The sequence below is a fragment of the Novosphingobium subterraneum genome (assembly GCF_000807925.1).
GTDB lineage: Bacteria > Pseudomonadota > Alphaproteobacteria > Sphingomonadales > Sphingomonadaceae > Novosphingobium > Novosphingobium subterraneum.
On the sequence record NZ_JRVC01000029.1, the window covers coordinates 36,763 to 50,621 of the forward strand.

Annotated in this window: 6 protein-coding genes; 4 read left to right on the forward strand and 2 right to left on the reverse strand. The window is 64.2% G+C overall.

Features of this window, described 5'->3' with window-relative positions; genetic code table 11:
* The first annotated feature begins 10 nt into the window (after nucleotides 1–10).
* The 3 genes from rpoB (at nucleotide 11) to NJ75_RS20795 (ending at nucleotide 10,527) form a co-directional block, all read left to right on the forward strand.
* Entirely contained in the window at nucleotides 11–4,171 is a 4,161-nt protein-coding gene (gene rpoB / locus NJ75_RS20785; RefSeq protein ID WP_039337851.1) for a DNA-directed RNA polymerase subunit beta, read from the forward strand.
* A gap of 90 nt (nucleotides 4,172–4,261) precedes the next feature.
* Nucleotides 4,262–8,545, forward strand: coding sequence for a DNA-directed RNA polymerase subunit beta' (rpoC, locus tag NJ75_RS20790; RefSeq protein ID WP_039337853.1), 4,284 nt, complete (start codon nucleotides 4,262–4,264; stop codon nucleotides 8,543–8,545).
* A gap of 152 nt (nucleotides 8,546–8,697) precedes the next feature.
* Complete coding sequence (locus NJ75_RS20795) at nucleotides 8,698–10,527, forward strand: methyl-accepting chemotaxis protein (protein WP_236727217.1); 1,830 nt, start codon at nucleotides 8,698–8,700, stop codon at nucleotides 10,525–10,527.
* Nucleotides 10,528–10,587: 60 nt separating this feature from the next.
* Here NJ75_RS20795 and glpX read toward each other — a convergent pair whose 3' ends face one another.
* Nucleotides 10,588–11,571, reverse strand: coding sequence for a class II fructose-bisphosphatase (gene glpX, locus NJ75_RS20800; RefSeq protein WP_156135909.1), 984 nt, complete (start codon nucleotides 11,569–11,571; stop codon nucleotides 10,588–10,590).
* A gap of 409 nt (nucleotides 11,572–11,980) precedes the next feature.
* On the opposite strand from glpX, the gene NJ75_RS24540 reads away from it, so the two are divergent.
* Complete coding sequence (locus NJ75_RS24540) at nucleotides 11,981–12,259, forward strand: hypothetical protein (protein WP_156135907.1); 279 nt, start codon at nucleotides 11,981–11,983, stop codon at nucleotides 12,257–12,259.
* 12 nt (nucleotides 12,260–12,271) lie between these two features.
* Here NJ75_RS24540 and NJ75_RS20810 read toward each other — a convergent pair whose 3' ends face one another.
* Entirely contained in the window at nucleotides 12,272–13,579 is a 1,308-nt protein-coding gene (locus NJ75_RS20810) for a homoserine dehydrogenase (protein ID WP_039337855.1), read from the reverse strand.
* Nucleotides 13,580–13,859: the final 280 nt, after the last annotated feature.

Genomic DNA, 13,859 nt, shown 5'->3' on the forward strand with positions numbered 1-13,859 from the left:
CGCAACCTTTATGGTTTCCAAGACAGCCAGTCGTCCCGGTGTGAAGAAGCGCATCCGCAAGATCTTCGGGGACATCCACGAAGTCGTGCAGATGCCGAACCTCATCGAGGTCCAGCGCGAATCGTACGAGCAGTTCCTCCGCTCCGATCCGTCGATCGGCTATGTCTCGGGCCTCGAGAAGACGCTGCGTTCGGTCTTCCCGATCCAGGATTTCGCCGGCACCGCCAGCCTCGATATCAAGGAGCGTGACGGTTACGTCCTCGAAGCGCCGAAGTACGACGTGAACGAATGCCGCCAGCGCGGCATCACCTATGCTGCGCCGATGAAGGTCACGCTCAAGCTTGCCACCTTCGAGGTCGATGCCGAGACCGAAACCAAGTCGCTTATCGATATCAAGGAGCAGGACGTCTACATGGGCGACATCCCGCTCATGACCGAGAACGGGACGTTCTTCATCAACGGCACCGAGCGCGTGATCGTGTCGCAGATGCACCGTTCGCCCGGCGTGCTGTTCGACCATGACCGCGGCAAGACCCACTCCTCGGGCAAGTACCTCTTCGCGGCCCGCGTGATCCCCTACCGTGGTTCGTGGCTCGACTTCGAATTCGACGCCAAGGACATCGTCAACGTCCGTATCGACCGCAAGCGCAAGCTGCCGGTCACCGCGCTGCTTCATGCGCTGGGCCTGGACGACGAGCAGATCCTCCACCACTTCTACGACACCGTGAACTGGGCACGTGCCGAGGGCGGCTGGAAGGTGCCCTTCGTGCTCGAACAGTGGCGCGGATCGAAGCCGATGTTCGACATCGTCGATGCCAAGTCGGGCGAAGTGATCTTCCCGGCGGGCCAGAAGATCTCCCCCCGCGCTGCCAACAAGGCGGCCAAGGACGGTCTTGAAGAGCTGCTGATCCCGACCGAGGAAATCTTCGGCCGCTATGCCGCGCGTGACCTGATCGACGAAGCCACGGGGCGCATCTGGATCGAAGCCGGTGACGAAGTGTCCCCGGAAAACCTCGACATGCTCGACAAGGCCGGGATCGACACGCTCGAACTGCTCGACATCGATCACGTCTCGACCGGTCCCTGGATCCGCAACACCCTCAAGGCCGACAAGGCCCCGGATCGCGACCACGCGCTGGCCGATATCTACCGCGTCATGCGCCCGGGCGAGCCGCCGACGCGCGAAACCGCCGAAGCGCTGTTCGATGGCCTGTTCTTCGATGCCGACCGCTACGACCTCTCGGCCGTGGGTCGCGTCAAGCTGAACATGCGCCTCGGCCTCGAGTGCGATGACAGCGTCACCACCCTGCGCACCGACGACATCCTCGCCGTGGTCAAGGAACTGGTGAATCTCAAGGACGGCAAGGGCGAAGTCGACGACATCGACAACCTCGGCAACCGTCGCGTGCGTTCGGTGGGCGAGCTGCTGGAAAACCAGTACCGCGTCGGCCTGCTGCGCATGGAGCGCGCCGTGAAGGAGCGCATGTCCTCGGTCGACGTGTCGACCGTCATGCCGAACGACCTGATCAACGCCAAGCCCGCCGTGGCCGCCGTGCGCGAGTTCTTCGGTTCCTCGCAGCTCTCGCAGTTCATGGACCAGACCAACCCGCTTTCGGAAGTCACCCACAAGCGCCGCGTTTCGGCACTTGGGCCGGGCGGTCTTACCCGCGAGCGCGCCGGCTTCGAAGTCCGCGACGTTCACCCGACCCACTATGGCCGCATCTGCCCGATCGAAACGCCGGAAGGCCCGAACATCGGTCTGATCAACTCGCTGAGCACGTTCGCGCGCGTCAACAAGTACGGCTTCATCGAAACGCCGTACCGCAAGGTCGTCGACGGCAAGGTGACCAAGGACGTCATCTATCTCTCGGCGATGGAAGAGCAGAAGCACACCGTGGCGCAGGCCTCGGCCGAGCTGAATGCTGACGGATCGTTCGTCGAGGAACTCGTCTCGGCCCGCCAGAACGGCGAATTCGTGATGAGCCCGCGTGACCAGATCACGCTGATGGACGTCAGCCCCAAGCAGCTCGTCTCGGTTGCCGCCTCGCTCATTCCGTTCCTGGAAAACGACGACGCCAACCGCGCGCTCATGGGCTCGAACATGCAGCGCCAGGCCGTGCCGCTGATCAAGGCCGATGCGCCGTTTGTCGGCACCGGCATGGAAGAGACCGTGGCGCGCGATTCGGGCGCTGCGATCTCGGCCCTGCGTTCGGGCGTGGTCGACCAGGTCGACGCAACCCGTATCGTGATCCGCGCCTCGGGCGATATCGAACCCGGCCAGTCGGGCGTCGACATCTACCGCCTGCAGAAGTTCGAGCGCTCGAACCAGTCAACCTGCATCAACCAGCGTCCGCTGGTGAAGGTGGGCGACCTGATCGAGAAGGGCGACATCATCGCCGACGGTCCGTCGACCGAGTTCGGTGAACTGGCGCTGGGCCGCAACGTGCTCGTCGCGTTCATGCCCTGGAACGGCTACAACTACGAAGACTCGATCCTGATCAGCGAACGCATCGTCAAGGAAGACGTCTTCACCTCGATCCATATCGAGGAGTTCGAAGTCATGGCCCGCGACACCAAGCTCGGGCCTGAGGACATCACCCGCGACATCCCGAACGTCGGCGAGGAAGCCCTGCGCAACCTCGACGAGGCGGGCATCGTCTACATCGGTGCGGAAGTTCACCCCGGTGACATCCTCGTCGGCAAGATCACCCCGAAGGGTGAATCGCCGATGACGCCGGAAGAGAAGCTGCTCCGCGCGATCTTCGGTGAAAAGGCCAGCGACGTGCGCGACACCTCGCTTCGCCTCCCGCCCGGCGTTGCCGGAACGATCGTCGACGTTCGCGTCTTCAACCGTCACGGCATCGAGATCGACGACCGTACCCGCGCCATCCAGAACGAGGAAATCGAACGCCTCGCCAAGGACCGCGAGGACGAGCGTGCGATCCTCAACCGCGCCACCTTCAACCGCCTGCGCGACATGCTGCTCGGCCAGGTCTCGGCTGCAGCGCCCAAGGGCATCAAGAAGGGCGAAGTCATCGACGAGCAGGTTCTCGCCGATGTCGAGCGTCACGAATGGTGGAAGTTCGCCGTTGCCGACGATGCACGCCAGCAGCAGCTGGAGGCGGTGAAGGCGCAGTACGACACTGCGGTGAAGGCGATCCAGGAGAAGTTCGAGGACCGCAAGGAAAAGCTCGAGCGTGGCGATGAACTCGCCCCCGGCGTGCTCAAGATGGTCAAGGTCTTCGTTGCCGTGAAGCGCAAGCTGCAGCCGGGCGACAAGATGGCCGGCCGTCACGGCAACAAGGGCATCATCAGCCGCATCCTGCCGCAGGAAGACATGCCGTTCCTCGAGGACGGTACGCCTGTCGACTTCGTGCTCAACCCGCTGGGCGTGCCTTCGCGCATGAACGTCGGGCAGATCTTCGAAACGCACCTTGGCTGGGCCGCCCGCGGCCTTGGCAAGCGCATTGGCGCGGCTCTTGACGCATGGCGCGAGGCCAACCCGAACCCCGAGGCCGGCCAGCCGCCGGAAGCGGTGCGCGAGCTGCTCAAGGAGATCTACGGCGACAACTATGCCGACGAGATCGACGCCCGCAACGACGCGCAGATCATCGACTTTGCCCAAGCTGTCCGCAACGGCGTGCCGATGGGCTCGCCGGTGTTCGACGGCGCGGTGGAAAAGGACGTGACCGACATGCTGCGTCTGGCCGGGCTCGATGAATCGGGTCAGGTCACGCTGTTCGACGGTCGCACCGGCGATGCCTTCGACCGCAAGGTGACGGTGGGCATGAAGTACGTGCTCAAGCTTCACCACCTGGTCGACGACAAGATCCACGCACGTTCGATCGGGCCGTACTCGCTCGTTACCCAGCAGCCGCTGGGCGGCAAGGCGCAGTTCGGTGGTCAGCGCTTCGGCGAAATGGAGGTCTGGGCGCTTCAGGCCTACGGCGCGGCCTACACGCTGCAGGAAATGCTCACGGTGAAGTCGGACGACGTGGTCGGCCGCACCAAGGTCTACGAAGCGATCGTCAAGGGCGACGACACCTTCGAGGCCGGCATTCCCGAAAGCTTCAACGTGCTCGTCAAGGAAATGCGCTCGCTGGGCCTCAACGTCGAACTGTCGTCGCTCGATGACACGGATGACGACGGCCTCGCCGAGGCGGCGGAGTAAGGAACACGGGCGGCGGTTCTGCCGCCGCCCACCCCTTCGCACCAGAATTCACGTCCAACGCCCTTTCACAGGGCAAGGGAACGGCACCAAATGAACGACCTGACCAAATTCACCAACCAGCTCGCCAAGCCCGAGACCTTCGACCAGATCCAGATCGGTCTGGCGTCGCCTGAGCGCATTCGCAGCTGGTCCTTCGGCGAGATCAAGAAGCCGGAAACCATCAACTACCGCACGTTCAAGCCCGAGCGTGACGGCCTGTTCTGCGCGCGCATCTTCGGCCCCGTGAAGGACTACGAGTGCCTCTGCGGCAAGTACAAGCGCATGAAGTACAAGGGCGTCGTCTGCGAAAAGTGCGGCGTCGAAGTCACCGTCACCAAGGTGCGCCGCGAGCGCATGGGCCATATCGAACTGGCCGCGCCGGTCGCGCACATCTGGTTCCTCAAGTCGCTGCCTTCGCGCATCGGCCTGCTCCTCGACATGCAGCTCAAGCAGCTTGAGCGCATCCTCTACTTCGAAAGCTACGTCGTCATCGAGCCGGGCCTGACCCCGCTCGAGAAGTACCAGCTGCTGACCGAGGACGAACTGCTCGACGCGCAGGACGAGTATGGCGAAGACGCCTTCTCGGCCGGCATCGGTGCCGAGGCCGTCAAGCACATGCTGATGAACCTCGATCTCGAGCAGGAGCGCGACGATCTGATGGAAGAGCTGCGGACGACCAAGTCCGAGCTCAAGCCCAAGAAGATCATCAAGCGCCTGAAGGTCGTGGAATCCTTCATCGATTCAGGGAATCGCCCCGAATGGATGATCCTCGATGTCGTGCCGGTCATTCCGCCCGAACTGCGCCCCCTGGTGCCATTGGACGGTGGCCGCTTCGCGACCTCGGACCTCAACGACCTCTATCGCCGCGTCATCAATCGCAACAACCGCCTCAAGCGCCTGATCGAGCTGCGCGCGCCGGACATCATCGTCCGCAACGAAAAGCGCATGCTGCAGGAAGCCGTTGACGCGCTGTTCGACAACGGTCGCCGTGGCCGCGTGATCACTGGCGCCAACAAGCGTCCGCTGAAGTCGCTGTCCGACATGCTCAAGGGCAAGCAGGGCCGCTTCCGCCAGAACCTGCTCGGCAAGCGCGTCGACTATTCGGGCCGTTCGGTCATCGTGACCGGCCCTGAACTCAAGCTGCACCAGTGCGGCCTTCCGAAGAAGATGGCGCTCGAACTGTTCAAGCCGTTCATCTACGCCCGCCTCGATGCCAAGGGTCTGTCGATGACCCTGAAGCAGGCCAAGAAGTGGGTCGAGAAGGAACGCAAGGAAGTCTGGGACATCCTCGACGAGGTGATCCGCGAACACCCGGTGATGCTGAACCGGGCGCCGACGCTGCACCGTCTCGGCATCCAGGCGTTCGAGCCGGTCCTCATCGAAGGCAAGGCGATCCAGCTGCACCCGCTCGTCTGCTCGGCCTTCAACGCCGACTTCGACGGTGACCAGATGGCCGTCCACGTACCGCTTTCGCTGGAAGCCCAGCTCGAAGCGCGCGTGCTGATGATGTCGACCAACAACATCCTCTCGCCCGCCAACGGCAAGCCGATCATCGTGCCTTCGCAGGACATGGTGCTGGGCATCTACTATCTGTCGATGGACCGCGCTGGCGAGCCGGGCGAAGGCATGATGCTGGCCGACATGGCCGAAGTGCACCAGGCGCTGGAGGCCAAGGCCGTCACGCTGCACTCGAAGATCATCGCCCGCGTTCCGCAGACCGACGAGAACGGCAAGCAGTACCTCAAGCGTTTCGAAACGACGCCGGGCCGCATGCTGATCGGCGAATGCCTGCCCAAGAGCCACAAGGTTCCGTTCGAGATCGTCAACCGCCTTCTGACCAAGAAGGAAATCGGCGACGTGATCGACCAGGTCTATCGCCACACCGGCCAGAAGGACACGGTGCTGTTCGCCGACGCCATCATGGCGCTGGGCTTCCGCAACGCGTTCAAGGCAGGCATCTCGTTCGGCAAGGATGACATGATCATCCCCGACAGCAAGGATGCGCTGGTTGCCGAGACCAAGGAACTGGTTGCCGACTACGAGCAGCAGTACCAGGACGGCCTGATCACCCAGCAGGAAAAGTACAACAAGGTGATCGACGCCTGGAGCCGTTGCGGCGACCAGGTTGCGAATGCCATGATGGAAGAGCTCAAGAGCTCGCCTGTCGACGAGGCGACCGGCCGTCAGAAGCCGATCAACGCGATCTACATGATGTCGCACTCGGGCGCTCGTGGCTCCCCGGCGCAGATGAAGCAGCTTGCGGGCATGCGCGGCCTGATGGCCAAGCCCTCGGGCGAGATCATCGAAACCCCGATCATTTCGAACTTCAAGGAAGGTCTGACCGTTCTTGAATACTTCAACTCGACCCACGGTGCTCGTAAGGGCCTCGCGGACACCGCGCTGAAGACCGCGAACTCGGGTTACCTGACCCGTCGTCTGGTCGACGTGTCGCAGGACTGCGTCGTGATCGAGGAAGACTGCGGCACCGAGCGTGCGCTGGAAATGCGCGCGATCGTCCAGGGCGGTTCGACGATTGCCTCGCTGGGCGAGCGCATCCTTGGCCGTACCCTTGCCGAAGACCTGATCGAGGCGAAGTCGGGCGAGGTCATCGCGCAGAAGGGCGAACTGCTCGACGAAGCCGCGATCGCGAAGATCGAAGCTGCCGGCGTGCAGTCGGCCAAGATCCGCTCGCCGCTGGTCTGCGAAGCCCAGCAGGGCGTGTGCGGCACGTGCTATGGCCGTGACCTTGCGCGCGGGACGCCGGTCAACATCGGTGAAGCTGTCGGCGTCATCGCCGCGCAGTCGATCGGTGAGCCGGGCACCCAGCTGACCATGCGTACCTTCCACATCGGTGGCGCGGCGCAGGTCAACGAGCAGTCGCACCTCGAGGCGATCTCGGATGGTACCGTGGTCTACCGCGACATTCCGACGATCACCGACAAGCGCGGCCGTCGTCTGTCGCTGGCTCGCAACGGCGAAATCGTGGTCATGGACACCGAGGGCCGTGAGCGCGCGATCCACCGCGTGCCTTACGGTACTCACCTGCTGCACGAGAACGGCGCCATCATCTCGCAGGGCGATCGCCTGGCCGAGTGGGACCCGTTCACCCTGCCGGTGATCACCGAAAAGCCGGGTATCGTGCGCTATCAGGACCTTGTCGACGGCAAGACCCTGACCGAGCAGACCGACGAAGCCACCGGCATGTCGAGCCGCGTCGTCACCGAGAACCGTGCCGCCGGCCGGGGCAAGAAGGAGGACCTGCGTCCTCGCCTGACCCTGCTCGACGACGATTCGGGCGAAGCTGCACGCTACCTGATGGCTCCGGGCACCACGCTCTCGGTCGAGGACGGCCAGCGCGTCGAAGCGGGCGACATCCTCGCCCGTGCATCGCGCGAAGCCGCCAAGACCCGCGACATCACCGGCGGTCTGCCGCGCGTTGCCGAACTGTTCGAGGCCCGCAAGCCGAAGGACAATTCGATCATCGCCAAGATCGCAGGGCGCATCGAGTTCGTGCGTGACTACAAGGCCAAGCGCAAGATCGCGATCATCCCGGAAGAGGGTGAACCGGTCGAGTACCTCGTGCCGAAGAGCCGCGTGATCGACGTGCAGGAAGGCGACTACGTCAAGAAGGGCGACAACCTGATCTCGGGCTCGCCCGATCCGCACGACATTCTGGAAGTGATGGGTGTCGAGGCTCTGGCCGAATACCTCGTCGCGGAAATCCAGGAAGTCTATCGCTTGCAGGGCGTGAAGATCAACGACAAGCACATCGAGGTGATCGTTCGCCAGATGCTGCAGAAGGTCGAGATCACCAACGGTGGCGACACCACCCTGCTGCCGGGCGAACAGGTCGACCTCGAGGAGATGCTCGAAACCAACGCCAAGCTGGAAGAGGGCATGCAGCCCGCCGAAGGCAAGCCGGTGCTGCTGGGCATCACCAAGGCCTCGCTGCAGACGCGCTCGTTCATCTCGGCCGCGTCGTTCCAGGAAACCACCCGCGTGCTCACGCAGGCGGCCGTGGAAGGCAAGAAGGACTCGCTGATCGGTCTCAAGGAGAACGTGATCGTCGGTCGTCTCATCCCCGCCGGTACCGGTGCGGGCATGAACCGCCTGCGCGTCGCCGCCTCCTCGCGCGATGCCGCGCTGCGTGCCTCCTACCGCAAGCTCCAGGAATCGCTGATCGCTCCGGCGACGGCAGCCGAAGAGCATGCAGCCGAGCTGGCGCAAGGGCCGGAAGCCGCAATCGGTGACGATCCGCTGGCGGCGGTCGAGGGCGAGACCCACGGCACCGACGCCGATGCCGGCGATTACCTGATCGAGGGCGACGAGGCGTAAGGCTTCGTCGATCCGTCAGGGACAGTTTGAAGGCCTCGCCGGAGCGATCCGGCGGGGCCTTTTTACGTCTGCTTGACAGGGGCGCCGGGCTTCTACGGCAGTAGAACTTCCTACGCTCCTGACACGCCAATCTAACTTCGTTGCCTCATGCCATGTATACCAATCTCAAGGGACACGGCATGCTCAGTGAGCAGACTTCACGTGGCGCCAAACTGGTCGTCGCATTGATACTCGCGGCGATCCTGATCGTGGGCGTGGCGGTCAGCTATATTCGGTTCGGCGGACCGCTCCACAAGCAGAACCTGTTGCAGGACGAACTCCTGGCAGACATCCTGCCGCCGCCGGCGTTCGTCGTCGAACCCTATCTTCACGCCACATGGTCGCTGACCGACCCCGCGCACGCCGTTCACGCAAAGGCGGAACTCGCCGAAGAGCGCGCGCTGTTCGAACAGCGCAAGGCCTATTGGGCCACGGCGCCTGTGCCTGATGAACTGCGCAACGAAGTGCAGGCCACCATCGGCACTGCCGATGCATTCTGGCAGGCCATCGACCAGCGATTTCTTCCGGCTCTCGAATCCGGGGATACCGCGACGATGCTGCGAGTCCAGCAGGAGGAACTTGCCCCAGCCTACCTGAAACAGCACGACGCGGTCGAGCATCTCGTTGAGCGGTCCACCGCCTATCGCGCCGCGCTGATGGAAAATGCCAATCGCCTCGTGTTCATCCTGATCGCAGCGTTCGCGGCGATTGCCTGCGCTGTTCTCGCTATCGTGCTGTTTGCCGCCAGGATGATCCGGCAGCGCGTCGTTGCGCCGTTGGTCGAGACTGCCGGGACGATGCAGCGCATGGCCGAAGGCGATTATCGCACCGAAGCTTCGGGGGCGGAGCGGAATGACGAGATCGGCGTGATGGCACGCGCCATTGGTGTTTTCCGGGAGAACGGCATCGCCCGGGCCAAGGCGCAGGAGGAGCAGCAGGCAGTCGTTGCGGCGCTATCGGCAGGCCTTGACTGCATGGCGCGCCAGAATCTCGAACATCGCATCGACCAGCGCTTCCCCGAAGCCTACGAGGAGCTGCGGACGAACTACAACATCGCCGTCGATGCCCTTGCATCGGCAATGCGCACCGTACGTGTGGGCGCAGCGAGTGTGCTCAATTCGATCGCCGAGATCCGCGATGCCAGCGACGATCTGGCGCGGCGCAACGAGCAGCAGGCATCGAGCCTCGCCCAGACCGCATCGGTCATGCAAAGCGTGACCGGCAGCGTGCGGGAAACCGCATCGGGGGCAAAGGATGTCAATGTTGCGATCAGCTCGGCCCATGGCGAGGCCAGCAGTGGCGGCGAAGTGGTGCAGCAGGCCATTGCCGCGATGGCCGCGATCGAAGCATCGGCGCAGGAGATCAGCAATATCATCTCGGTCATCGATGGAATCGCGTTCCAGACCAACCTGCTGGCCCTGAATGCTGGTGTCGAGGCCGCACGCGCGGGCGAATCCGGCAAGGGCTTTGCCGTTGTCGCAACCGAAGTCCGTGCCCTGGCCCAGCGCTCTGCCGAAGCCGCGCAGAACATCAAGACTCTGATCGAGAACAGCACGAGCCAGGTGGAGGAGGGTGTCCGACTGGTTGGCGAAACCGGCTCCCGCCTGACCGGCATCGTCGATCAGATCGCAGCAGTCGATGCTTTGGTCACGCAGATCGCGCAGGCCGCGGCGCGACAGGCGGAAAGTCTTGAGCAGGTCAACGTGGAAGTGGCCGCCATGGACCGGATGACGCAGGCGAACGCTGCAATGGTGGAGGAATCCTCGGCGGCAACCCGCAGCCTGTCCTCCGAGGCGGAGCGGCTGACCGATCTGGTCTCGACCTTCCGCACGCGCGATATCGAAAACCGGCCGACAGAGGTGCCCAACCCGCAGGTCTTGCGGCGCTCTTCAGCACTTGAAGAGGATGTGGCGTCACCCAGGATCCTGCGCTTCGGTACCTGAAAAGGCAGCAAGGCCGGACGCCCATGGCATCCGGCCTTGCAGTCAACCCGTGACCAGCGGTCAGCGGCCCTTGCGGTGCTCGCCCTTGACCCAGCGCACGGTGCCGGATGAGGCGCGCATCACCACGCTTTCGGTGGTCATCACGCCGCTCTTGTGCACCTTGACGCCTGCAAGCAGCGAACCATCGGTCACGCCGGTGGCGGCAAAGATGCAGTCACCCTTGGCCAGCTCGATCAGGTCATACTGCTTGTTCAGGTCCTCGATGCCCCACTTGCGGGCGCGGGCCTTCTCGTCCTCGTTGCGGAACAGCAGGCGGCCCTTGAACTGCCCACCGACGCAGCGCAGCGCCGCTGCGGCAAGCACGCCTTCCGGAGCGCCGCCAGTGCCCATGTACATGTCGACTCCGGTTTCCTCGTTGGTCACCGCGATCACGCCCGCCACGTCGCCATCGGGGATCAGCTTGATGCCGCAACCCAGCGAGCGTAGCTCCGCAATCAGGGCAGAATGGCGCGGACGATCCAGCACGCAGACGTTGATGTCGCCGGGAGCGACGCCCTTGGCCGCTGCCACGGCCTTCACGTTCTCGGTGGGCGACTTGTCGAGGTCGATGATCCCGTCGGGATAGCCGGGGCCACAGGCCAGCTTGTCCATGTAGACGTCCGGTGCGTTGAGCAGGCCGCCTTCTTCAGCCACGGCCAGCACGGCAAGTGCGTTGGGGCCATCCTTGGCGGTGATGGTCGTGCCTTCGAGCGGATCGAGCGCGATGTCGATCTTCGGGCCCTTGCCCGGCGCCGCGCCGACCTTTTCGCCGATATAGAGCATTGGCGCCTCGTCGCGCTCGCCTTCGCCGATCACCACGGTGCCGTCCATGTAGAGTTCGTTGAAGGCAGCCCGCATGGCTTCCACTGCCGCAGCATCGGCGGCCTTCTCGTCGCCACGGCCAATCAGGCGCGAGGCGCCGATCGCCGCGGCCTCGGTCACCCGGACCATTTCGAGCACGAGGACGCGGTCAAGAACCTGCGAAGCGGCGGGATTTTTGGTCATTTCGGTCACGATGGCTCCAGCTTGGTCGGGGTGGTGACGAATCTAGCACGAGTAGTGTCATGGTTCAGCCGATGTGCAGCATTTCCCCGGCAGACCCGGCTCGACGCGGCGCACAAGCTGTGCAAACGTATGCGCAAACATCACTATGTCTCGCAAAGGGCATTGCGTGGCACAGATGACGCTGGTGTGACCTGGCACTAGACGTGAGGTAAGGGTCTTGTCGAGACAGAGAGTGGCAGTTCTGGCAGGCCTAGCGCTTCTTTTTGGCGCTTGGCCCGCGTCTGCGCAGGATCAGGCGCCTGCGGCAACTCCGGCGAAGCAGGGGCCGGTCGTACCTGGTGCGGCGACCAGCGACGCGGAAGTTGCGCGAAACCTGCTGACCACTTCCCAGACCCAGCGGTGCAGGCCGATGCAGAGGTCTGACGGAACCATCGTGGTTTGCGGCGGCAAGGAAGCGAGCGACCGCGAGCGCGTGCCGCTTCGCGACGAGACCGACGGCGCGAAGTCGACCGACGACGGCCTGCCGCGCGCGCCGAACGTATCGGGCCTGCGCGATTGCAGCCGGGGCTGCATCGGCCTAGGCGGCAAGCCCCACGAGATCTACATGTTCGATATCAAGGCGCTGCCGCCACCGCCGCCGGGCTCGGACGCGGACCGGATTGCCAAGGGCGAAATCCCCGCGCCCTGACGCCGGGCGCCGTTATTCGCCGAGGATATGCATGACCAGCGGCGGCTCTGCCAGAACCGGCGAGCCATCGAGCAGGCGCAGCGCTTCGCTGATCGCGCTTTCCGGCCCTTCGTGCGTGACCATCGAGACCATGACCGGCGCGTTGTCGGCCCCGCCCTTCTGGATCAGGCTTTCGATGGATACGCCCGCATCGCGCATTGCCGCAGTGATCTCGGCCAGAACACCGGGGCGGTCCGCGACGTTGAAGCGGATATAGGCCTTGCCGGTACGGTGGCCCACGTCTGCGGGAGCCGCATGGTCGAGTTCTGCCACGGGAATGGAGAACGGCGCACCGATATCGCCGCGGGCAATGTCGATAAGGTCGGCCACGACCGCACTGGCCGTGGGGCCGTCACCGGCGCCCGCGCCCTGGAACAGCAGGCGGCCGACGAAGTTGCCCTCCGCGACGACGGCATTCGTGGCACCATCGACATGGGCAAGCGGGTGGTCGCGGTGGACGAGATGCGGGTGCACGCGCTGGAACAGGCGGCGATTGCCAGCGGCGTCGACCTCCGTCTCGGCCATGCCGATCAGGCGGATATAGTAGCCGAGCGCATCGGCCTGCGCGATGTCGGCCGCCAGCACGCGGCGAATGCCGGTCGCTGCAACCGGCGCGAAGTCTACCGCGGTGCCGAACGCGATCGAGGAGAGGATCGAGAGCTTGTGGGCAGCGTCGATGCCGTCGATGTCGAAGGTCGGATCGGCCTCCGCATAGCCCTTGGCCTGGGCCTCGGCGAGAACGTCGGCAAAGTCGCGCCCGGTGTCCTCCATGGTCGAGAGGATGTAATTGCAGGTGCCGTTGAGGATGCCGTAGACCCGCGCGATCTCGTTGGCGGCAACGCCTTCCTTCAGGCCCTTGATGACCGGGATGCCACCGGCGACTGCCGCCTCGAACTTGAGAGCGACTTTCGCCGCCTCGGCCTTCGTCGCCAGTTCCACGCCGTGGTGCGCGATCATCGCCTTGTTGGCGGTGACCAGCGCCTTGCCCGCTTCGAAGGTGGTGCGAGCCAGCGCGAGCGCGGGGCCATCGGCGCCGCCGACCAGCTCGACCACCACGTCGACGTCGGGCCGCTCGCCCAGGATGACCATGTCGTCTTCCCAGGCATAGCGCGAGACTTCGAAGCCCCGGTCCTTTTGGCGATTGCGCGCGCTGACGGTGGTAATGACGATCGGACGACCCGCACGCCTTGCGATGAGGTCCGCATTGGCCTCGATCAACCGGATTACCCCGCCGCCGACCGTGCCCAGCCCGGCCAGCGCGATGCGCAAAGGTTCGCTCATGTCATTCCCGTCCGCTGAAACTGGCAGATGCCATCGGCATATGATGCCAATAACAGATTCTGCGCGGCGGGCCTTAGGAGACATGAGCGAGGCGGGCAACCTCGCGTTTGATCAGCGCTCCACTGCGGGCCGGTTGCGGCTGCATTCGCCAAGCTGGGCAATGACGAAGGCGTAATCCTCCGCTGCCGCGCGGACGTGCGCAGCGCTGCCGGAAAGACTCGCGCCCGGCGGCATCTTCGCAGGCAGGCTGCAGGCAAGGCGATACCACGTAAGCGTGTAG